The 22,597-nt window shown below is 65.1% G+C and carries 16 protein-coding genes and 1 pseudogene; 10 read left to right on the forward strand and 7 right to left on the reverse strand.

Going from position 1 to position 22,597, the window contains the following annotated elements; genetic code table 11:
- Nucleotides 1-79: 79 nt before the first annotated feature.
- Genes recC through BCY88_RS06095 form a run of 3 tightly spaced genes read left to right on the forward strand, consistent with a single transcriptional unit; the run spans nt 80 to nt 9,323 of the window.
- Nucleotides 80-3,475 carry an exodeoxyribonuclease V subunit gamma gene (recC, locus tag BCY88_RS06085; protein WP_120343394.1) on the forward strand — a complete coding sequence of 1,132 codons (3,396 nt, stop codon included), beginning with the start codon at nt 80-82 and terminating at the stop codon, nt 3,473-3,475.
- On the forward strand, nt 3,472-7,167 hold the full coding sequence (gene recB, locus BCY88_RS06090; RefSeq protein WP_120343395.1) for an exodeoxyribonuclease V subunit beta: 3,696 nt from the start codon (nt 3,472-3,474) through the stop codon (nt 7,165-7,167). The genes recC and recB overlap by 4 nt, the downstream gene beginning before the upstream one ends.
- Nucleotides 7,164-9,323 carry an AAA family ATPase gene (locus BCY88_RS06095; RefSeq protein WP_120343396.1) on the forward strand — a complete coding sequence of 720 codons (2,160 nt, stop codon included), beginning with the start codon at nt 7,164-7,166 and terminating at the stop codon, nt 9,321-9,323. Before recB ends, BCY88_RS06095 begins: the two co-directional genes overlap by 4 nt.
- 22 nt (nt 9,324-9,345) lie before the next feature.
- Here BCY88_RS06095 and BCY88_RS06100 read toward each other — a convergent pair whose 3' ends face one another.
- Complete coding sequence (locus tag BCY88_RS06100; protein ID WP_120343397.1) at nt 9,346-9,987, reverse strand: VC0807 family protein; 642 nt, start codon at nt 9,985-9,987, stop codon at nt 9,346-9,348.
- A 151-nt stretch (nt 9,988-10,138) separates the two neighbouring features.
- Here BCY88_RS06100 and arfB point away from each other — a divergent pair, with 151 nt between their 5' ends.
- Nucleotides 10,139-10,543 carry an alternative ribosome rescue aminoacyl-tRNA hydrolase ArfB gene (arfB, locus tag BCY88_RS06105; protein ID WP_120292934.1) on the forward strand — a complete coding sequence of 135 codons (405 nt, stop codon included), beginning with the start codon at nt 10,139-10,141 and terminating at the stop codon, nt 10,541-10,543.
- Nucleotides 10,544-10,695: 152 nt separating this feature from the next.
- Here the strand turns inward: arfB and BCY88_RS06110 are convergent, their stop codons facing one another.
- On the reverse strand, nt 10,696-11,991 hold the full coding sequence (locus BCY88_RS06110) for a sensor domain-containing phosphodiesterase (protein ID WP_120343398.1): 1,296 nt from the start codon (nt 11,989-11,991) through the stop codon (nt 10,696-10,698).
- A gap of 556 nt (nt 11,992-12,547) precedes the next feature.
- Here BCY88_RS06110 and BCY88_RS06115 point away from each other — a divergent pair.
- Nucleotides 12,548-12,838 carry a putative quinol monooxygenase gene (locus BCY88_RS06115; protein ID WP_120343399.1) on the forward strand — a complete coding sequence of 97 codons (291 nt, stop codon included), beginning with the start codon at nt 12,548-12,550 and terminating at the stop codon, nt 12,836-12,838.
- Between the two features lie 98 nt (nt 12,839-12,936).
- Here the strand turns inward: BCY88_RS06115 and BCY88_RS06120 are convergent, their stop codons facing one another.
- From BCY88_RS06120 to BCY88_RS06130, 3 genes are all read right to left on the reverse strand, one after another.
- Complete coding sequence (locus BCY88_RS06120) at nt 12,937-13,194, reverse strand: hypothetical protein (RefSeq protein ID WP_007182306.1); 258 nt, start codon at nt 13,192-13,194, stop codon at nt 12,937-12,939.
- A 236-nt stretch (nt 13,195-13,430) separates the two neighbouring features.
- Nucleotides 13,431-13,676, reverse strand: a complete 246-nt coding sequence (locus tag BCY88_RS06125) for a hypothetical protein (protein WP_028199747.1) — start codon at nt 13,674-13,676, stop codon at nt 13,431-13,433.
- 245 nt (nt 13,677-13,921) lie between these two features.
- The gene (locus tag BCY88_RS06130) at nt 13,922-14,641 is read right to left on the reverse strand and encodes a YdcF family protein (protein WP_404935678.1); all 720 of its coding nucleotides are present in this window, start codon (nt 14,639-14,641) and stop codon (nt 13,922-13,924) included.
- A gap of 258 nt (nt 14,642-14,899) precedes the next feature.
- Between BCY88_RS06130 and BCY88_RS06135 the strand changes: the two genes are divergently transcribed.
- Nucleotides 14,900-15,223, forward strand: a complete 324-nt coding sequence (locus BCY88_RS06135) for a hypothetical protein (RefSeq protein ID WP_120343401.1) — start codon at nt 14,900-14,902, stop codon at nt 15,221-15,223.
- 277 nt (nt 15,224-15,500) lie between these two features.
- On the opposite strand, the gene BCY88_RS06140 is transcribed toward BCY88_RS06135, so the two are convergent.
- A complete protein-coding gene (locus tag BCY88_RS06140) occupies nt 15,501-15,758 on the reverse strand; it encodes a hypothetical protein (protein ID WP_120343402.1) in 258 nt (85 codons plus the stop codon).
- A gap of 310 nt (nt 15,759-16,068) precedes the next feature.
- Nucleotides 16,069-16,464: pseudogene (locus tag BCY88_RS06145) on the reverse strand (transposase); the annotation flags it as partial.
- A gap of 408 nt (nt 16,465-16,872) precedes the next feature.
- Between BCY88_RS06145 and BCY88_RS06150 the strand changes: the two are divergent.
- From BCY88_RS06150 to rluB, 4 genes are all read left to right on the forward strand, one after another.
- Nucleotides 16,873-17,775 (forward strand): LysR family transcriptional regulator, encoded by a 903-nt coding sequence (locus BCY88_RS06150; protein ID WP_120343403.1) that lies wholly within the window; start codon nt 16,873-16,875, stop codon nt 17,773-17,775.
- Nucleotides 17,776-17,914: 139 nt separating this feature from the next.
- A complete protein-coding gene (locus BCY88_RS06155; RefSeq protein WP_120343404.1) occupies nt 17,915-19,138 on the forward strand; it encodes a pyridoxal phosphate-dependent aminotransferase in 1,224 nt (407 codons plus the stop codon).
- Nucleotides 19,139-19,510: 372 nt separating this feature from the next.
- Complete coding sequence (gene scpB, locus BCY88_RS06160) at nt 19,511-20,605, forward strand: SMC-Scp complex subunit ScpB (protein ID WP_120343405.1); 1,095 nt, start codon at nt 19,511-19,513, stop codon at nt 20,603-20,605.
- A gap of 64 nt (nt 20,606-20,669) precedes the next feature.
- Nucleotides 20,670-22,556: a 23S rRNA pseudouridine(2605) synthase RluB gene (rluB, locus tag BCY88_RS06165; RefSeq protein ID WP_120343406.1), complete on the forward strand. Its 1,887-nt coding sequence runs from the start codon at nt 20,670-20,672 to the stop codon at nt 22,554-22,556.
- Nucleotides 22,557-22,597 lie beyond the last annotated feature (41 nt).

The following is a 22,597-nucleotide window of genomic DNA, read 5'->3' on the forward strand; positions in this document are numbered from 1 at the left end:
AGCGCGTTTGTTATGCTGTCGCTTCAGTATCTGTCGCGGCCAGGGCGTTCCGCTCGCGCCGCCTGCTTCCCCGGGATCCATGCTCCAACTCTTCTACTCGAACCGCTACGAAACGCTTGTCGGCGCGCTGCTCGACGACCTGGCGCAGGCACCGTCCGATCCCTGGAGCGCGCAGCCCGTGATCGTTCCCAGCGCGGCGGTGCGGCGCCGGCTCGAGCTCGATATCGCGGCTCGCCAGGGTATCTGCGCGAATGTCAATTTTGCTTACCTCGCGCAGTGGCTATGGGCGCAAATCGGCGGCGTAATCGAAGTGCCGAGGCATTCGCCGTTCGCGCCGGACCGGCTTGTCTGGCGTTGCTACCGGCTGCTGGGAGAAGCGGATGAAGCCTTGCCGTGGAACGCCTCGCCGCGTCTGCGCACTTATCTCGACGCGGCGGATGCGTCGATGCGTTATGAACTGGCGCGTCGCGTGGCCACCGTTCTCGACCACTATCTGACCTATCGTCCGGAATGGTTGCTGCAATGGCAGAAGGGCGGTTCGATTTTCGCGAGCGGTGCCGCGGGAGACACCGGTCCGCGTCTGGTCGGCGCAAGCGAGGCGGCGCGTGAGGACGAGCGTTGGCAAGCGGCGCTGTGGCGCGCCGTACTCGCCGAAGTGGCGGGCAACGCGCAAACGCCCGCAGCGGCCTTGCCGCCCGCGTATCGCTTTCTCGAGGAAATCGGCACGCTCGATCTGGAGGCCATCTCGAACGCGCGGTGGCCCGAAGCGGTCAGCGTGTTCGCGCTGCCCACCATGCCGCCGCTGCACGTTGCATTGCTGCGCGCGCTTTCGCGCTGGGTCGACGTGCGGCTGTACGTGTTGAACCCGTGCCGCGAGTTCTGGTTCGACGTGGTCAGCGCAGGCCGTGTCGAAGCGCTCGATGCCGCGGGCCAGCTCGATTATCAGGAGGTGGGTCATCCGCTCCTCGCCGAGTGGGGCCGTCAGACGCAGGCGCAACTGCACATGCTGCATGAACTGACCGAGAGCGCCGCATCCGGCGAGACCGGCGAATTCACCGGGAATCCGGAACCGAGCTGGCTTGCGGCCGTGCAGAACGGCATCCTCGATCTGCGGGCGGAAACAGATACAGACGACTTGCCCATCGAGAACGGCATCGAGGTCCACGTATGCCACAGCCTGTCGCGCCAGCTTGAAGTGTTGCATGACCGGCTGCTTGGGTGGTTCGACGAGTTCGACGATCTGCAGCCGTCCGACGTGCTGGTTGCCGTGTCCGATCTCGCCGCCGCCGGACCACTGATCGACGCGGTGTTCGGCACTGCGCCTCCTGGCGATATGCGCCGCATTCCCTATCGGATTACCGGCTTGCCGCCCTCGCAGGCCAATCCGGTCGCGCGTTTGCTGCTGGACTGGCTGGCTTTGCCCGAGCGCAGCGTGGGCGCGCCGGATCTGATCGAATGGTTGCGGGTCGACGCGATCGCCACGCGCTACGGAATCGATGCCGGTGCGCTCGAAACCGCGCAGGAGTGGCTTGCGGCAGCCGGTGCGCGGCGCGGGCTGGTGCCTGGCGAGCCGACCGGGGAGCACGTGCCGGTTGCGCGCCATACGTTTGCCGATGCGCTGACCCGGCTGTACCTCGGCTACGCGATGCCGGATGGCGGCGAGCCGGTGGATGCATGGTTGCCCGTTGAAGGCGCGGATGGGTCGCAGGCCGAGCTTCTCGGCCGCCTGTCACATTTTGTCGACGATATCGAAAGCTTCGCGCAGCGCTGCGCGCGCGAGCAGACCCCGGCCGAATGGACGCAATTGCTGCTCGAAACGCTCGCGCAGTGTTTCGACGGCGGCGTGGAGTTTGCCGATTCGATGGCGGCCGTGCGCGACGCCATCGACAAGATGGGCGAAGCGATGCAGGCGGGCGAAGCGATGCAGGCGGGCGCGCAAGACATCATGTTGCCGGCTACCGTGGTGCGCGGCGCGCTCACCGAGGCGCTCGACGATCCCGCGCGCGGCGGCGTGCCCTGGGGGAGCGTGACGTTTTCGTCGCTGACCAGCTTGCGCGGCTTGCCCTATCGCATCGTCTGTCTGCTCGGCATGGACGACGGTGTGTTGCCGAGTCTCGCCCGCGCTGACGAATTCGACCTGATGGCCGCGTTCGGTAAAGCGGGTGACCGGCAGCGCCGCGACGACGAACGCAATCTGTTCCTCGACCTGCTGCTGGCTGCGCGCGACCGGCTGTTCATCGCCTATACCGGCCGCAGCATTCGCGACAACGCGCCGCTGCCGCCGGCCGCGCTGGTCGACGAATTGCTCGATCACCTCGCGCAAGTGTCGGCGGGCGAAGGGGCGAGTCCCACGGAAGTCGAAGCCGCACGGCATGCGTTCATCATCGATCACCCGTTGCAGGCGTTCGCGTCGGACTATTTCTCGTCGCAGCGCGGCCTTTTTACTTACGACGTGGATCGCGCGGAGCTGGCGAGTTTGCTGGCCGCGCCGCAGCATCCGGCGGCCGCGCCGTTCTTCGATCAACCGCTGCCGGCTGAAGACACCACGTCCGTTGCCTTCGATGAATTCGTGCGGTTCTGGCGCCATCCCGCCCGTGCCTTGTTGCGCGATCGCCTGGGTATTGTGTTGTCGGATGCGCAGGGCGAATTGCTCGACACCGAGCCGTTCGAACTCGATTGGTCCGGCCGGGATGCGTTGGCGGAACGGCTCCTGCCCGTACTGCTCGGCAGCGAGACCGAAGACGAAGACAGCATGTTCGAGCGTGTGCGCCGTGTTGCCGCGGCCAGTCCCGAACTGCCGGGCGGTGCGACCGGCGCGGTATGGCGCTCGCGCGAACTCGGCGCGCTGCGTCAACTCGCCGACAGCGTGCGCCGCGAAGTCGCCTCGGGTGTCGAGCGGTTGCCGTTCGTGCTCGATATCGCGCCGCGCTGGCCCGATAGTGCCGGGATCGCCGATACGCTCTTCGGACCTCATGACGCGGCGCTGCGTAAAGCGGCCGAAGCACCGTTGCAACTGCATGGCACCTTGAATTTGCTGACTGAAACCGGACAAGTGATTTTCCGCTACGCCAAAGCGACTGCGCGCGACTATCTGTCGGCGTGGCTCGCGCATCTGGTCTACTGCGCGGCGCAGCCGAACGGCCCGCGCCGCACGGTCTGGCATGGCAGCGGCGAGAGCTTTGAACTCACGCCGGTTGCCGCACCGCTCGCCGAACTGGCGCCGCTTGCCGCGTTGTTCAGGGCCGGGCGCATGCTGCCGCTGCGTTTTTTTCCGAAGAGCGCATGGGTGAAGGTCAGTGAGAGCGATTCAGCGGCGCAGGGCGTGTGGATCAATGATCGTGTGCGCGGCGAATCCGACGACCCCGCCTTGCGCATCGCGCTGCGCGGCACGCCACTGACGCTCGACGAACCGTTCGGCAGTCTTGCCTCGATCGTCTTCAAACCGCTCGTGCAGCATCTGCGGAGCGCATCATGAGCGGCGCCGTTCACCATCACGCACTGGTTGCGGAAGAGCTCGACGTCTTCGCCTGTTCTCTCGACGGCGTCAATCAGATCGAGGCATCGGCGGGAACCGGCAAGACCTGGAACATCTGCGCGTTGTACGTGCGGCTGCTGCTCGAAAAGAACCTCAACGCCGATCAGATTCTGGTCGTGACCTTTACGAAGGCGGCGACGGCGGAGTTGCACGAACGGATTCGCGGGCGGCTCGCGGAACTGGATCGTGCTATCGATACCGACGACGGCGGCGATCCGTTTATCCGGCGTCTCTTTGAAACCACCCTTGCGCCGGAGCGAGGCATCGATCGCGAGAGCGCATTGAAGGTCGTGCGCCGCGCATTGCGGACGTTCGATCAGGCCGCGATTCACACTATTCACGCGTTCTGCCAGCGCGCCTTGCAGGAAGCGCCGTTCGCCGCGGCCATGCCGTTCGCGTTCGAAATGGAGGCCGACGACGCTGCGCTGCGTTTCGAAATGGCGGCCGATTTCTGGCGTGAGCAAGTGGAGCCGGTGGCCTACGCGCATCCTGCTTTCGCGGCATGGCTCGTGGCCAAACGCGCCGGTCCCGCGTCGCTCGACGAGCAACTCGCGCGGCGCTTGAAGAAGCCGTTGGCGCAGCTGCGCTGGGGCAAGGTCGATGCAGGTGGAAACGATGCCGATCCGCAGGCACGTTTCGATGCTGCGTGCGCAGTCTGGCAGGCGGAGCGCGACGTAATCGTTCGTCTGCTCGGCGAAGCGCAAGACCGTCTGAGCAAGACTTCGCACAAGCCCGATCTCGTGAGCGCCGCCATCGCGGCGTGGACCGAATACTTCGCCCAGGGCGATTGCCATGCGCCGCCGCCAAAGGCGGCCTTGAAGCTGACGGTGTCGGCGTTGAAGAAGGCCACCAAGGTCAAGTTCGAACCGCCCGAGCATCCGTTCTTCGAGCACGCCGAGGCGCTGGCCGCGGCCGTCGTGGCGGCGGAAGCCACGCAACGCGCGCGCTGGCTTTCGCTTATCGAGACCTGGCTCGACTACGCGCCCGCCGAACTGGTGGCACGCAAACGCACGCGCAGAGTGGTGTCGTTCGACGACCTGCTGTCCAATCTGTATCGCGCGCTCGCGGCTAACCCCTGGCTCGCCGATGCGTTGCGCACGCGTTATCCGGCCGCGCTGATCGATGAGTTTCAGGATACCGATCCGTTGCAGTTCGCGATTTTCAGCCGCATCTTCGCGCCGGCCGGTCCGCTGTTTCTGGTCGGCGATCCGAAGCAGGCGATCTACAGCTTCCGCGCGGCGGATCTGCATACCTATCTGGCGGCGCGCGAAGCGGCTTCGGCGTGCTACACGCTCGCGGTCAATCAGCGTTCGACCGCGCCGATCGTCGAGGCTTGCAACCGGCTATTCGAAGCGAATCCGCAGGCGTTCGTGCTCGACGGTCTGGACTATCAGCCCGTGCGGGCCGGCGAGCGGCGTCGGCCGCCTTTCTCCGAACCGGAGGCAGGTGCGGGTGATTTCCGCATCTGGACCCTGCCGCAAGGCGACGCGGCGTTGACCAAACGCGAAGCGCAGCGCGCGGCGAGCGAAGCCTGTGCCGCCGAGATCGTGCGGCTCCTGCGCGGCGCACGCGAAGGAGCGGTGACGATCGGCGACGTGCCGCTCGCGCCGGGCAATATCGCGGTGCTCGTGCAAACGCATAAGCAGGGCAGTCTGATCAAGCGTGTGCTGGCGTCGTGGGGCGTCGGCAGCGTGGAACTGGCGCAGGCTTCGGTGTTCGCGACGCTCGACGCCGAGCAGATCGAGCGGGTGCTGGCCGCGGTCGATACGCCGGGCGATCTGCGCCGGTTGCGCGCCGCGCTCGCCACCGACTGGCTGGGTCTCGACGCCGCCGCGCTGTGGCGCCTCGAACAGGTCGCCGACGCGCCGGCGCCAGCCGACGATCCCGCGCATGCCGCGGACGCGATGGGTTGGGTCGAACGTTTCTCGCGCTATCGCTCGCTTTGGCACGAGCGCGGCTTCGCCTTGATGTGGCGCACGCTCATGCGCGAGCTGCGCATCGCACAACGGCTGGTGGCCGGAGCGGACGGCGAGCGCCGCCTGACCAACGTGAATCATCTGGCCGAACTCGTGCAGGCGCGGGCCGCCACGCAACCCGGCATCGCGCCGACTTTGCGCTGGCTCGCCGCGCAACGTACACAAGGCGGTGGTGAAGACGCGCAGTTGCGGCTCGAGTCGGATCGCAATCTCGTGCAGATCGTCACCGTCCACAAATCGAAAGGGCTGGAATATGCGGTCGTGTTCTGCCCGTTTCTGAACGACGGTGCGCTGCGTGAGCCGCCATCGTCCGGCTTGCCCGATGCACGCGAGTATCACGACGAAACCGGCGGCGCAGTGCTGCACTACGGTTGCGATGACGAAGAGGCCGAACGCGCATCGCGTGACGCGGCGCGCGAGCAGGCGGCCGAACGGGCACGGCTCGTCTATGTGGCGCTGACCCGTGCGGTGTATCGCTGCTATCTGGTTGCCGGGACTTATCTTTCATCGCGTTCCACAAGGGAGTCTCGCCGCAGCGTGCTGAACTGGCTGGTGGCCGGCAACGGGCACAGCTTTGACGACTGGCTCACCGATCCGCCTGACGAAGCCGCCTTGTCCGAACGATGGCGGGCGCTGGCAGGCGGCCCGATCACGTTGCAGGCGTTGCCGGAAGTGGGGCGCCGGGTGCCGTTGGAAAGCCTCCAGGATAGCGGTGCGCGAATGCAGGCGCGTGCCAATCGGCGGCCGTTGCGCGATCAATGGCGCATGGCGAGCTTCAGCGGCCTGATTGCCGCGGGCAGCAAAGCCGAGGAGGGGCATGTGCCGGCGGAAGAGGTGCGTCCCGATCACGACGAGATCGTCGATGCGCTCGAGCCTGTGCCGTTGTCTGTGCCGGTGCCGCAAGCACCGCCCCGCGCGCAGGACGACATTCTCGCGTTCCCGCGCGGCGCGGCGGCGGGCGAGTGTCTGCACCGCATGTTCGAACTCGCGGATTTCACTGATCCGCAGACCTGGCCGGAGGCTATCAGGGGCGCCTTGCGCGAGCGCCCGGCGCCGGCGGTGCCCGAACTCGCGGTGCGTTTGCCGGCCATGATGCATCAGCTGATTGCGGATGTGGTGAGCACCGAGCTCGTGCCCGGCATGGCGCTTGCCAATTTGAATCCGCAGCGGCGTCTGAACGAACTCGAATTTCTGTTTGCCGCGCCTTCGCTCGATTTTCCTGCGTTGCGCGAATTGCTGATCGAACACGGCTATCCCGACGTGGCGCTGGAGCCCGGCGTGTTGCGCGGTTTCGTCAAAGGATTTATCGACATGATCGTCGAGTACGACGGGCGCTTCTGGATCGTCGACTGGAAGTCGAATCATCTGGGCGATACTGCCGCCGATTATGGCGCGGCGCCGCTCGAAGCAGCCATGGCGAGCCACGCGTATCACCTGCAGGCATTGCTCTATACGGTGGCGCTGCATCGCTATCTGAAAACGCGGCTGCGCGACTACGCATACGACACGCACATCGGCGGCTATCTCTACCTGTTCGTGCGCGGCGTTCGTCCGCAGTGGCGCGATGCCGATGGGCCGGCGGGCGTGCATATGCGGCGCCCCGCATTCGAACTGGTGGCGCTGCTCGACGCGGCGATGATCGGAGGTGTCGCATGAGCGCCTTCGAACGGGTATCTTCCGCGCCGCCGGAGCTCGATGACATTGGGGTGAATCTACCCGCGCCGGCAGATTTCAGCACCGCGCTTGCCGAAGGGTTCGCGCGCCGCATCGGCACGCTGGCGAGACGCGGCGGCGCGTCGGGCGAGGCGGTGAGGTGGGCGGCGCGGGCTGCTTTCGCCGCGAGCCGGGCGACTGCCGAAGGGCACGTGTGCCTGCCGCTTGCCGTGCTGGCGCGGCGCTTCGAGGCGTCGAGCGCGGAAGTGCGCGCGGCGCTGTTCGCAAGCGGCATGGCTAGCGACGGCACGCAGAGCGCGTCGGCGTTGCGGCCGTTGGTGATCGACGGGCAAGGGCGGCTGTATCTGGCGCGCTATTACGACTACGAGCGGCGCCTCGCGCGCTCGCTGGTGATGCATGCAGGCGGCGGCCAGGTGCAAGAGGGGCGGGCTCGTGAGCATGCGCGCGCTGCGGCCGATACCGGCATTCGCGCGAGTGCGGACACGACCGCCCAAACGCTGCACGAACGCCTGCTGCGCTATTTCGGCGCGCCGCAGGACGACGAGGTGGATTGGCAACGTGTTGCGGCGGTCATGGCGCTGTCCGGTCGGTTGACCATCGTGAGCGGCGGCCCGGGCACCGGCAAGACGACGACCGTGGTCGGTGTGCTTGCGTGTTTGCTGGATGCGCGGGCCGATCTGCGAATTGCTTTGGCGGCACCCACCGGCAAGGCCGCGCAACGGATGCAGGAAGCCCTGCTCGCCCGCGCCGGCGATTTGCCGCCCGAACTCGCGGCGCGTTTGCCGCAGACGTCGTACACCTTGCATCGGCTGCTCGGTTCGGGGCCGGGCGGGCGCTTCAGGCATCATCGCGACAACCCGCTGCCTTACGACGTCGTCGTGATCGACGAGGCGTCGATGATCGATGTCGCGATGGCGGTGCATCTGCTCGATGCGATTGCCCCGCAGACACGTCTCGTGATGCTGGGCGACAAGGATCAACTCGCCGCTGTCGAGGCCGGTGCGGTGTTTGCCGAGCTCAGCGCGCGGCCCGCTTTTACGCAGAACGGACTGCAGCGGATCGCCGGGGCGCTTGGCATTGAGGCAGCGCGGTTGTCGCGAGCGCTGCCGGCTGCGTCGGGCGGCTTTGACGAAGGGCATGACGGGTCTGTGGCATATGCAGGCGCACCGGACGTTTTTGATGCGCCTCCCGATGACCTGTTCGGCGATGCCGATGCGCAGCGCGCCTTCACTGAACTACCCGGTGACGATCTCTTCGCGAATAGTGCTGAGCCGACTACCGGAGGGCCATCGCCTGCGCCCGCTGAAAACCCGCTCGCCGACAGCGTGGTCTGGCTCGAGCGCAACTATCGATTCGGTCTCGAATCGCCGATCGGCCGTTTGTCTCTGGCGATCCGGAACGGCGCGGCCGGCGTGGCGCTCGAAGCGTTGCGCATCGATCCCGCCGAACCCTGCGCGGCGGCGCTATACGAAGACACGCATGCAACGCTTGCCGATCGCACCGTCGCGCGGCTTGCAGCCGGTTTCGCGGCGTACGCGCAGGCGCTTGCCGAAGCGCTGGCCGCCGATACACCGGACCCGTTGCCGCTCTTCGATGCCCTGAACCGCTTTCGGATTCTCTGCGCGACGCGCTCGGGGCCGCGCGGCGTCGATCAGGTCAACGCCGCGATGGCCGCGCAAGTGCGGCGCTCGGCGGGCGTGACGTTGGCTGTCGGTGCACAGTGGTTCGCCGGACGTCCGGTTATGGTCACGCGTAACGATTACGCGCTGGGTCTGTTCAACGGCGACATCGGCATTGCGCTGCCGGGCGCGGGTGGCGCATTGCGCGTGTATTTCCGTACGGGTGACGGCGATCTGCGGGCCGTGTCGCCGGCAGCGCTGCCGCCGCACGATACGGCCTTCGCGCTCACGGTTCACAAGTCACAAGGCTCGGAGTTCCAGCATGCGGTGTTGATGCTGCCGTCGGTGTTCAGCCGCGTGTTGTCGCGCGAACTCGTGTACACGGCGATTACCCGCGCGCGCGAGCGGGTGGAGGTGATCGGCGCGCGCGCCGTGCTGGCGCAGGCAATAGCAACACCGACACAGCGCGACTCGGGTCTCGCCGCGCGAATTGCGGAGGCGTGGCGCATCGCGCGGTAGCGTGGAGCGGCCCAGACCGTGCTCAGCTCGCGGCCCCGTCCGGCTGCGTGTGTGCTTCGGAACGGCTGCGCATGTTCTTGCGGTACCACATCGTCCACAGGGCCAGGCCGCCGTAAATGCCATAGCCAATGAACGGCGAGACCACCAGGAAACGCTCGATCGGCCAGGTGAGCGCCATCCATGCGCGCAGCGCCGTTTCACCGGTCAGACCGACGCCCCATACCAGCGTCATGAACCGCATTGCACGTACGAGCCCCGGCCGCTCGCGCCACAACATTTCAAAGCGCTCGGCGCCGCCTTCCATCTCGCGGGCGACGGTGGCGCGTGCGAGATAGAAGATCAGTGGGCGGCGCATCGGCAACGACAGCAGAAACACCACGCCCACGGCGCCGGACACCAGCGACTCCCGCAGCAACAGCATGCGAGGGCTGCCGCCCAGCGCCATGGCCGCGACCGACAGCACGATGCCTGCCACCACCATCACGCTGAGCGCGTCGACGCGCCGGAAGCGCACCAGTTCGATCAGGCTCCAGACGATCGGCGGCACGGCGGAGGCGATCAGGGCGCCGGTTTCACCGAGGTGCGGCAGCGCAAAGCGGTAAGCAAGCCATGGCAGCAGAAAGTTGACGACCAGTTCCAGCACAAAACCCGGACGGAGCTTCATATAAATTTACGCTGTAAGCGAAAACCGCAGTATCGACGAACCGGCTGTCCCGATGCAAATGGTTTTTCGCATCGGCGGCCGCGCCTGATAGCCCGTCGTCCGTAATCGGCCGCGCGCTGTGTACACTTGCATCTCCTAGCCTAATCCAGTCATGACATCCCGCTATCCGATCCCGCCGAACGAAATCGAACTGACCGCAGTGCGCGCGCAAGGAGCGGGCGGTCAGAACGTCAACAAGGTCTCGAGTGCCATCCATCTGCGTTTCGACGTGCAGGCATCGTCGTTGCCGGAGGTGCTGAAGATGCGCCTGCTCGCTCTGTCCGATCATCGGCTCACGCGCGACGGGGTGGTGATCATCAAGGCGCAGGAGCATCGCACCCAGGAGATGAACCGCGCAGCGGCGCTGGCGCGGCTCGATGAACTGATCGAAAGCGTGAGCGTGACGCGCAAGCCGCGCGTTGCGACCCGGCCGACGCGCGCTTCGAATCGGCGCCGCCTCGACAGTAAAGCGAAGCGCAGCGAGATCAAATCAGGCCGCGGGCGGGTAGAGGATTGAAGCGGATTGAAGCGGATTGAAGTGGCTAAAGCTTCAAGCCTCTAAAGGGAGTGACGGGGTCCAAAGGCAGAGCCGCCGAGGCGCAGGTTGCGGATTGCCAATTGCCAATTGCCGATTGCCAACCCGCAGCGCAGCGCAACCGGCAGAGAAGCTCAGCGTTTGCCTGCGCGTCCGCCAGAGCGTTTATCGGAGGCCGACGTCGCCGGCACGAAGTCGACGCACAGCACATGCGTGCCGTCACGGTCGAACGCAATGGCCGCCGTGTAGCAGTCCTGGCCGTCCGCGAGCGAATAGTGCGGACCCATCATCGCGACGCGCCCGGGAGCGGCGAGCGCGTGCTTGAAATAGGCCCGCCGCGACCAGTTGCTGCGCGTATCGGTGTAGAGCGGTGCGAGCCGCGACGGCGGGGGCGGCACCGAGGCGGCCGCGATCGACGCTTGAGTCTGTTCGCCTTGACCATCGGTGATGAACACCCGGCGCGCCTCGCGCAGGTGCCAGATCTTTTGTGCCGCCTGCTGCAGATCGCCGGTTGCTTTGAAGGCCTCGGCTGCGGCGAGCACGGCTTCGGCGAACCCCTCGAAGCCAAGCCGCTGGTGACCGGCATGGGCGTGTTCGTAGGCGGCGAACTTGGCCCACATCGAGTCGATCAGCGCCGGCACCGCGGCACATGCCGCCTGCACCGAACTCTGCGGCTGACCGAGCCAGAAACCCTGCACGAAATCGACATCGGCCTGCATCAGGATCATCAGTTCTTCGTCGGTTTCGACGCCTTCGGCAAGCACCAGCGTGCCGGACTGATGGAGCATCGCGATCAGGTGACTGATCATCGAATCGTCGCCTTCACGTTTGCCCGCTCGTGCGACCAGGGAGCGGTCGAGTTTGACGATGTCGGGGCGAAAGCGCCATACACGGTCGAAGTTCGAAAAACCGGTGCCGAAGTCGTCGATCGCAATCAGAAAATCGCGTGGCTGCGACGCCGCGAGCATGCTGGCGACGGCGGATTCATCGTCGGCGGGTTGTTCGAGTACTTCGATCACGATGCGCTCCTGCGGCAGGCCGAAGTGCGCGGAGAGCTCGTCGATGAAAGTACGCTGCGGCCAGCCGGTCTCGAACACCTGAGGACGCGTATTCAGAAACAGCCAGCCGGTGCTGATGCCTTGTTCCATGAAATTCGCCACATGCAGGCAACGCGCGATGCGGTCGAGTTCACGCGCGTCGGCGGCCGAACGCGTGCCGGAGAACAGCACCTCTGGCGATACCGGCAGGCCGACCGGATCGAACGCGCGCAACAGGCCCTCATAGCCGACCACGCACTGATGCGTGACGGACAATACCGGCTGGAACACGCTATGCAGGGTTAGCGCGCGCCATGTGGCGGTCCAGCCGGACTCGTCCCGGACCAGATGCGGCAGCAGGCCGCGCAGGGTCAATTCGCTGACGGTTGGCATAAGGGCAGGCATAAAGGCGGGCATGAGAGCTGGCATGGCGGCATCGCGGCGAGCGGGTAATGGGGCGCGCGAACAGATTCAGCGCGCAACGGGGGCACGGCCCAGGCGTCGGTAGGGCAAGGTGGGTACAGCCCGGGAACGCGGAGAGCAATGCCAGCCATGCTGGACTCCGGCGGGATTTGTCAAAATCAGTCTATCAGTTCGCACTTTGCATGAATGTGCGGGTTATCACAGACGCGCGACGTGGCCGGGTGCCCGGCAGACCGGCCGTCGTACGACGGGTAACCTGGGCGTCACGGGCGCTTCGCCTTGCGCAAGACCGATCCTTTCAAACGCATTCAATCACGCGTATGAAGCCGAGGGTAGCAGGGAGGTAAGTGGCCGCCCGCCAAACTCCAGGCAAGGACGGTGCTCAGACGTTTCGCGCGCGCGGCTTGCCTTGCGTCATGGTGAGCCCGCCCGCCGCCGCGTGCGCCTGCCTGCAGCGCGTGGCCGCCTGCAGGTTTGGCGGGTGGCGGGTATGCTGCTGCTTTTCTTCAAATGACGGAGGGCAGGCATGGCTGAAATCGCGGTGGTCGCAATCTCGGTGGCAAAGCCGGGCTATGAAGAGCAACTGCGCGAAGCGCTGGAAGGCATCGTCGGGCCGACGCGCAAGGAGCCGGGTGCGCTTCAATACGACCTGCATCGGGACGTGCAGGAGCCGCGCCGGTTCGTGTTTGTCGAGCGTTGGGCAAGCCAGGAAGCGTTGGCGGCGCATGCCGGGTCTGCGCACATTGCGGCTTACAAGAAAGCCGCAGCGGATTGGGTCGAACACGCGGAAATTCGGGTCGTGTCGAAAATCGCGTGAGCGCTCGCGAGGGTGAACGGCGAGGGTAGAAAAAGGCTGGACAACGGCGAGCGGGTTGCGAGACCGGATCCGGTCCGCGCGGCGCTCGCCGTTTGTCTTTAATGCGTGGCTTGCGGGACGTCGAGGATCAGAATGATGGTCCAGTCCGCGTCGCCGTCGTGGTGGTACTGGCGCTCCGCGACGATGAACGGTTGCTGCTTGCCGTCCGGGCCAAGAAACAGCACGTCGCCTTCCATCGGCAGGCATTCGACGGGCGGCAGCGCGAGGAACGCTTCCTGACCGCCGCGCGGCATCAGTTTTTCGATTTTGCGAGATGCTGCTTCAGTCCATTCGATATCTAGCTGAATGTTGCTCATGCTGTCCTCCGCACCAAGGTGCGCACAGGTTAGGGGGATTCCGGCGGGCGCCGGTCGGTGCGCGACTTTAGCATAACGTCGGCGGGGCGCAGCGGGCCTGCGGCAAGTTCATTAGACAACAAAAAAGCCGAAACCGGCGGTGCCGGCTTCGGCTTTTCGTCTTTGCGGCAACGCCGCGGATGATGCTGATACCGCGACTGACTGCAGCGAGTGAAAGCGGCGACTGAAAGCGGCGCTTACGAACTGGCGGCGTCGGCCTTGGCGGCCTTCTTGTGATGATGGGGGGCCATCTTGTGATGTTTGGCCGGCATAGCCGGTGCGCTTTCCATTGCTTGCTGGCGGTTTTGCAACTCTTGCGCGCGTTGCTCGACGTCGGCGGCCTTGGCCGGATCGGTACTCATCATGACGCCGTTGTCCTGCGCATAGGCTGCACCCGTTACGGCACCGAGGGAAATCAGGATCGCCAGGGACACTTTCTTCATTGTTACCTCCGCAGAGTGGTTATGGACCCGAGTATTTGCCTGTCCAATCGGAAAGACAATGCATTCTAGCCAGCAAAATCCGCTCCAGCGGACGTTTTGTGACGCTAATGACAATTAGTTACATCTTGTTACGTTCGATCCACAATCATTATCGAAGACGACGTGGTCTTCAACTCGAATATGCATTGTCAATACAAGGAATATTCGCATCTCTAAATAAATCGTTTCACTACGACACGTGAGATTCAAAACCATCCGATTGCACGATAGACATGAAATTGTGCGATGCCAAGCAGTTCATGCAATGCCAGCTCGGCGTTCACCAGGTTGTCATAGTGAGGCATTACACCGAGACGTGCGTGTCTCGCGCTCGAGATCAACGGTTGCGGCGTGAAGCCGAAACGATTGAAGTCGAGCAAGGCGCGCGGCATCTGATACGCGGAGGTGACGAGTATGAGGGCATCGTAGCGGGAGCGTTCGAGAATAGCCGCGACGTTACGCGCGTTTTCATAAGTCGTGCGGCTGCGGTTTTCCAGCACGATGTCCGTACGCGGCACCTGTTTGCGCAGCAGGTAGGGCAGATAGGTGTCTGCCTCGCTGGCGGCGCGCCGCTGCGGATTGCCGCCGCTCACGATCACCTGACACGTGGCCGCAGTACGCTTGCAGGCTGCATAGTTTTCGGCGCTCACTGCGATGCGCGCGATCACGTCAGGCGGCGGCACGAGGAGATCGTTTTCGTCGTAGGCGGTGCCGCCGCCGAGCAGGATGATCGCGGTGCGCGGCGCGAAGCTGGTGGGCGTGTCGGTTTGCCGGTGCGGCTGTGCCAACGCCAGCAACGGAGCCGTGAGCCAGCCGGTGGCGAGCAGCCAGCACAGTGCGAGCATGACTAAGGCAAGAGGCTTGCGAGCGCGTTTCCATAGCACGATTGCTGCAAAAAAAAGCGCTAATAAAGTGAATAGAATCAATTTAAATGGGGTAACGTATGTCTTTCGGGACAAATCTACGGGCTTGCTATCGCGCCGCAGCGGTTGCATCGTCGGCCCGCAGAGAGAACGCTAACATGCCGTTCAGTCGGGGGTTCCGGAAATCAGACCAGGCAGCACCTGGCGGAGCATGGCATGCAGCCAGCGTCCAGCCAAGGGCGGGTGCCATGCGCGTCACTGGTGGCGCGGTGACGTGTTGGGCATAGATGTGTCATAGCTGCACTTTAAGAAAGAAGTGAGATGACCACGTATTCCAACGAAGCGGTACTTGAAGCGCTGCGGCGGGCGCAATATCGCCAGGTTCCATGGGCCAGACGGCCAGGGGTCTTCCAATATCTTCGCGCGTTAGGCCTGATGGACACTGTTCGGCAGCGCACTGTCGCTCCGGCCCCAGGTTTTCATGCGCCGGTCGACATTGCCGTGCTCACTGAGCGAGGCCGGGCCGAGTTCGCGAGACTTGCGCACGATGAGCGCCTGTTGAGCTGGACGGCGCAGCGAATGAACGACTACGTCGTCGCCACAGCCGAAACGCAGCCTGCGGCGGCTCTCGAAGCCCGGTCTTAGGGCAGGGGTGAGCTAACGCTGTTTCCCGGCCGCTTTGCGCGGCTGGCGGTGACTTTTTCGCTCCGCGTTGCTGCTCGGCCGAACAACTGTGTGCGGTGCGCGCCGTTCGCCCGCCGACTGACGGCCCAACCCCCCTCGAGGCAAAAAAAAGCCCGTATCGCAAGGATACGGGCGTACCGGAATTACTACTGCCACGCTGTGCTAATGGCGTTAAATCAGACTGGCGCAGCGCCGGGTGGTTCCCCAATCGTTCAATTCGCCATACCGTACATTGCCGCTAGCGGCGGCGCGTGGAATCTTCGCGCGGCGGCGGTTCCGGCCGCATGCGTGCATTGCTCGCGATATCGCCGCGCAGGTCGCCACGCGGCGCAGGCGGCGTGAAGTCGCGGCTGCGCGAATCGCTTTGCTGCCAGGCCTGAACCGTGGCCGCGTGATCCGGCCGTCCGTTCCAGCCTTGTGGGCGCTGCTGTGCAAGCGCCGGTGCGGCCATTGATGAAACGACAATGCCGCACAGAAGCAGTGACATTGGTTTCATGCTGAGCTCCCGTCAAGCCGATCGATTCAAGGCCTGTTTGCATACACATAAAGGTATGCTGAGTGACGAAAGCACGCTGTAAGTAATGGTAAATGGATGTTTCATCGGCAACAATCGAGCCGCGCCAAAGGTCTGGCGCGGCTCGATTGTGAAATCGGCGGAAAGGAAGAGACGGCTGCGCCGGGCGCGCCGGGAAGCGGTGCCCATGAGAGGCCAGGCGGGCGCCGACATACGGCGTACGGCGAACGCACGGCGGCCCAGATACACGCCGGGCGCCCGCAGGCGCCCGGAGGCAAAACAATTCGCGTCAGGCCATCTTGACCGGCGCGCGCCACGATTCCGGATTGGTCCAGAACGCGCCACGCAGGCGGTCGCGGCTCGGCGGTGCCGGCGGTTTCGCCGCGGTCGCACCAATGCGGCCGCGTAGCGAAATTTCACGGCCGCTCGTGCCGAGTCGCTTAACTATTTCGGCGAGCGTACCATCGGCTTGCCATTCGTCGAAGCGACGGCGGCAAGTCGGCGGCGACGGATAGCGGCCCGGCAGCTTGGACCAGCCTTCGCCCGTCGATAGCACCCAAAGCACGGCATTGACAACCGCGCGTGCTTCCACGCGTGGCCGACCGCGCCGTTCGCTCCGTGCTGGCTCCGCACAGAACAACGCCTCGACCAGCGCCCACTCGTTGTCTCTCAAATCGTCGAACAGCATCATGTTTCACCTCAGCGAAGCTAACTCCGGTGCGCTGCCCCGCGCCGCGCACTCTCCATGCACTCGATAGGCGAGTGCCAAGGGGGGGCGGGCTTGCCACGGTTTCATGTCAGTCAGAAGTCATGGCGCCCACCCTGTACGCAAGTAAATGCAGAAAGTGTGCCAAGTCGAGTCCAACTACCTGAAAGCCCTGTGACAGCGGGCCAGCGCGGGCGCTAGCTAGGGGCGTATAAGAATCCAAAAAACCCATCTCGCAAATCGGGACAATCACCAATCTTGTGCAATCAGGCCCGGCCAGCGTGCGTTTGCGCCTTATTGCTGCATTGCAGCGAGATCATTCAATACGACTCTGGTGCGACAATTCGCCTTACAATGCGCATCAAACGAAGTTATTAATGAGGTCGGTAAATGAATGTGACGCTGCGTCAGCTAAGGGTTTTCATTGAGGTGGCCCGGTTGCAGAGCTTCAGCCGGGCCGGCGATGAGATCGGCCTGACGCAATCGGCGGTCAGCCGCTGCGTGCGCGAACTGGAAGGGGAGATCGGTCTGAAGCTGATCGATCGCACCACGCGCGAAGTGCAGCTCACGGATGTCGGCGGCAATCTGGTATCGAGCGTCTCGCGCCTGCTCACGGACCTGGATGATGCGTTGCGCGAGATTCGCGAAATCGGCGAGCAGCGCCGCGGCCGCGTGGTGGTGGCCGCGAGCCCGACGGTCGCCTGCCGCTTGATGCCCCGTGTGGTGGCGGCGTGCGGACGCCAGTTTCCCTACGTCACCCTGGGTTTGCGCGACGACGTGCAAAGCGACGTGGTGCGCAAGGTGAAATCGGGCGAAGTCGATTTCGGCGTGATCATCGGTCCGTTTTCCGCCGACGACCTGCTTAGCGAATCGCTCATGACGGATTCATTCTGCGTCGTCGCGCGTGACGACCACCCACTGGCAGCGCGGGAGCGGGTCGCATGGACCGACCTGGACGGCCAGCAGCTCGTCATGCTCGATTACGCGTCGGGCAGCAGGCCGATCATCGACGCCGTGATGCTGGAGTACGGCGTGAACGCCACCGTGGTGCAGGAGCTGGGGCATTCCGCGACCGTTTTTGGGCTGGTCGAGGCGGGTGTCGGCGTAAGCGTGCTGCCCTGGCTGGCCCTGCCGTTGCCCGCGGGCGCCGCGCTGGTGGCACGGCCACTCGTGCCGCGCGCCGAGCGAACGGTCGAACTGGTGCGGCGGCGCGACCGCTCGTTGTCGCCGGCAGCGGAGGCCGTGTGGAGCCTGATTCGTCAATTGCCGGCACGGGCTGAAGATTTGAACTGACTTTGAACTGACGAGGCGGGCGTCCCCATGGGGTGGCTTCGCCGTCCTCAAAACAGGCGCCGCGCTAAACTGTTGTCTCTGCCAGGCAACAGCCTCGACCCATAGCCTGGTACCTGTCCATCACCGTCTGGAAGCCTCGATGAGCGAATCGGATCTGCTTGTACCCTCCATCCCCAACGCGCGCGATGCCGTGCGCGCACTGCGTCCGTCGCAGATCCGTGAAGTCGCGAATGCCGGTTTCGGTGTCGCCGACGTGCTGCCGTTCTGGTTCGGCGAGTCCAACCGGGTGACCCCGGCCTTCATCCGCGACGCCGCCAGCGCGGCGTTGGCCGCCGGCGCTACCTTCTATACGCACAACCTGGGCATCGCGCCGCTGCGCGCGGCGCTCGCGGACTACGTCAGCGAACTGCACGGGGTGACGTCGCCCGACCATATCGCGGTGACAAGCGCCGGCGTCAACGCCTTGATGCTGGCCGCGCAGCTGGTGGTCGGCGCGGGCGACCGGGTCGTCGCGGTAACGCCGCTATGGCCGAATCTGGTCGAGATTCCCAAGATTCTGGGCGCGCATGTGGAAACTGTCGCGCTGGGCTACGGCGAGCGCGGCTGGCAACTCGATCTCGAGCAACTACTGGCGGCGTTGACGCCCGCTACAAAGATGCTCCTGATCAACTCGCCGAACAATCCGACCGGCTGGGTCATGAGCCGCGACGAGCAGCGCGCCGTGCTGGCGCACTGCCGTCGTCACGGTATCTGGATCGTTGCCGACGAAGTCTACGAGCGTCTTTATTATCCGGACGCCGGCTCTGGTGCGCCCGGTGCCGGTTCGCGCACGGCGCCGTCGTTTCTGGATCTGGCCACGCGCGACGAGCGCGTGATCTGCGTCAACTCGTTTTCCAAAGCGTGGCTGATGACCGGCTGGCGGCTTGGCTGGCTCGTCGCGCCGGCCTCGCTAATGGATGACCTGGGCAAGTTGGTCGAATACAACACGTCGTGCGCGCCGGATTTTGTCCAGCAGGCGGGAATCGCGGCCGTCCAGCAGGGCGAGCGCTTCACGCAGGACCTGGTGCACGACCTGAGGGCATCGCGTGACCATCTGGTGCATGCGCTATCCGCCGTGCCCGGTGTGAACGTGAAAGCGCCGCCCGGGGCGATGTATCTTTTTTTCTCGATGCCGGGTGCGTCGCGCAGCCTCGAGCTATGCAAGGCCATGGTGCGCGAAGTGGGCCTGGGCGTGGCGCCTGGCAGCGCGTTCGGTCTGGAAGGCGAGGGTTTCGTGCGCTGGTGCTATGCCTGCGACCCCGTCCGGCTGGACGCGGGGGTCGAGCGTCTAAGGCGGTTCCTGGCGCAGCACGGCACGCATTGACGCAGGGTGGAGCGGTCAGGCGGCCCGGCCTGAAGGCCAGTTGCGAGCCAATTCCGGGCCTGGCCGGGCTAGATTCCTGTTCGCTTCCGCCAGCTTTGCCGTTTAAGCGGACGTATTGAGGCATAGCTAAAAAATGCGCCGGGGATTTCGTCTTTACGCACCGGTTGTTTTTGCGTAATATGGCGCTCAGTCACGCGATTCCTTTCAGGAATATCGCTGCTCCGTCCGGCTGGGTTTGGCTCGATTGCCTGTTTCGCCTCCCCCCGGTGCGTGCTCCCATCAATATGACCGATCAGAATCGGGCGAGCGCGTCTTCAGTTCCACATCGTCTGTTTGATCCGGTTCTTTGACCACAGGGTCTGACCTAGCTGCATGAATACCCAAGAGGCGAAGATCGTCCTCGAGACTGCCTTGATCTGCGCGCAGGAGCCGTTAAAGCTCGTCGATTTGCGCAAGCTCTTTGCCGACGGCGTGTCGGCAGACACTGTTCGGAATTTGCTCGAAGACCTCAAGCAGGATTGGTCTGGGCGCGGTGTGGAGCTGGTCGGGCTGGCGTCGGGGTGGCGATTTCAAAGCAAGCCCGCGATGCGTTCGTACCTGGATCGTTTGCATCCCGAGAAACCGCCGAAATATTCGCGCGCGGTGCTTGAGACGCTCGCGATCATTGCGTACAGGCAACCGGTCACGCGCGGCGATATCGAAGAGATTCGCGGCGTCACGGTGAATACGCAGGTCGTCAAGCAGCTCGAGGATCGCGGCTGGATCGAGGTGATCGGCCATCGTGACGTGCCAGGCCGTCCGGCGTTGTACGCGACCACGCGGCAATTTCTCGACGACCTCGGTTTGAAGGCGCTCGACGAACTGCCACCGCTCGCCGATCCGTCGGCGCAGCTGAACGCGGATCTGCTCGGTCAGCATGCGATCGAATTTTCCGAGGCCGAGACCGCACAGGCATTGGCGTCGGTCGAAGCGGGCGCGCTTGATGAACAGGCGGACTCCGTTGCAGGCGTGCCGGCAGGAGCAGAAGCGGATGTCGCCAGCGAATACGCTGAGGAGCACCCGGCGCCGGCCGATCAGACGCAGCACACGGCTTCGGCCGAAGCCGATGGGGCAGCCGAAGTCCACGAGGCCACTGAACCCGCCGAGGCCACGCACGGCGCCGCGAACGTCGCGCCGGCACCTGAGTTACTTCAGGATGCCGTTGAAGCCGCGGCCGCGCAGGAACATGTTGAAGCGGCAAACGCTGAATCGCACGATGGCGCTGCCGAGCCCGCACAGAATCACGATCCGGTCTCCCAGGCCGATCTGGCAACACCCGCGCACGACTCGGGCGTACTCCGCGATACGGAGCACGCCGCCGAGCCGAACCCGACCATAGCGGCGCACGACGATCCAGAGGATGGTCGCGATGCCGCGCAGGACGCAGGCATTCTGACCGACGACGAACCCGAGTCGCGCAGCGCCTGACGGAACCGAACTTTTTTTGCCACGCCCGCAATGGGCGTGCGCGACCTGACATTTTGAGGTTGTTTTGACACATACCCACGACACCGATTCGTCCGAATCCGAGCGCGCCGTGCCGTCGGCACGCGCCGACGAAGCGCGCACCACGCAAGCGTCGGCAGGCGAAGGCGAGCGCCCGGCACAGACCACGGAAGCAGACGGCGAAGACCGTCCGCGCCGCGGTCTGCGTCGCGGGCCGCGCAGCCTGATCGCGCGGCGCCGCGCCGGAGCGAAGACGAAGGGCGCCGAAGGCGCACCCGCGCAAGGCGCGCCGGTCGTCACTGAAACACCGCCGGACGGCGAGGTGGCCGCACAGGTGCGTATGCCGCGCAAGGAAGCGGGCGCCAAGGGCCCGCGCCGCAATGCGGGCGGCGCGAAGCGTGAAGGCGGTCAACGCGAGGGTGCGCCTCGCGAGGGCGGACCGCGTGAAGGTCAACGTGAGGGTCAGCGTGAGCGTCAGCCGCGCGAAGGCGGTCAGCGTCAGAATCGCCGGGGCGGTGAAGCGCCGGTGGTGGCAGCCGCAACCGAAGCGAGTCCGGACGACCTGTTCTCGTACGTCACATCGCCCGCATTCGATGCCGACAACAGCGCTACCGGCGGCGTGCGTGCCCCGATGTTGCGCCGTGGCAAACCGGCCGCGCCCAAGCGGGTTCTCGCCGCAGACGACGACGCGCCGAAGCTGCACAAAGTGCTGGCTGAAGCCGGCATGGGCTCGCGCCGCGACATGGAAGAACTGATCGTCGCCGGCCGCGTGTCGGTGAACGGTGAGCCGGCTCATATCGGCCAGCGCATCATGCCGACCGATCAGGTCCGCATCAACGGCAAGCCGGTCAAGCGCAAGCTGGCCAACAAGCCGCCGCGCGTGCTGCTGTATCACAAACCGACCGGCGAAATCGTCAGCCATGCCGATCCGGAAGGCCGCCCGTCGGTATTCGACAAGCTGCCGCCCATGAAGACCGCCAAGTGGCTTGCGGTCGGCCGCCTCGACTTCAACACCGAAGGTCTGCTGATGCTGACCACCTCGGGCGATCTGGCAAACCGTTTCATGCATCCGCGTTACAGCGTCGAGCGTGAATATGCGGTGCGCGTGGTCGGCGAACTGGCGGAAGGCATGCGTCAGAAGCTGTTGCACGGCGTCGAGCTGGAAGACGGTCCGGCGAATTTCCTGCGCATCCGCGATGGCGGCGGCGAAGGCACCAATCATTGGTATCACGTCGCGCTCGCCGAAGGGCGTAATCGCGAAGTGCGCCGTATGTTCGAGGCAGCAGGCCTGATGGTCAGCCGCCTGATCCGTACGCGGCATGGCCCGATCTCGCTGCCCAAGGGGCTCAAGCGCGGCCGCTGGGAAGAACTCGAAGACAATCAGGTGCGTGCGCTGATGGCGTCGGTCGGTCTGAAGGCGCCGTCGGAAGAGCGCGGCAGCCGCAATTCGGCGCCGGAGCGCAAGCAGCCGGATCCGATGCAAACGTCGATGGGCTTTATCGGCCGTGAACCGGTGCTGATGTCGCATGGCCGGTTTGATCAGCAGCAACCGCGTGGCCAAGGTCGCCGCGGTGCGGCGGGTGGCGGCTTCGGCGGTGGCGCGGGCGGCGGTTTCGGCAGCGGTGGCGGCTACGGCAATCGCGGCGCAGGCCGCAGCGCCGGCGGCTTTAGCGGCCCGATGGGCGGTGGCCCTGCTCCTGGCCCGCGTGGCGGTCGCGACGTCGACGGCAATCGCGCGCCGTCCGGCAATGGCAACCGTGCGGCGGGCGGCGGCAAGCGCCCAGGCGGTCCCGGCGGCAATCCGGGCGGCGGCAGCCGCGGGCCGGGTGGCAATCGCGGCGGCAACGCCAATCGCGCGGGTGGCGGCAATGCCAACGCGGGCGGTGCCAATCGTGGCGGTGGTGCGCCGCGCGGCCGCACGCGTGGCCGTTAAGCAGCAAGTGCTGCTGGCATGACGGTCGGCCGTTGATCGTT

Source organism: Paraburkholderia fungorum (assembly GCF_003610895.1).
Taxonomy (GTDB): Bacteria; Pseudomonadota; Gammaproteobacteria; order Burkholderiales; family Burkholderiaceae; genus Paraburkholderia; species Paraburkholderia fungorum_B.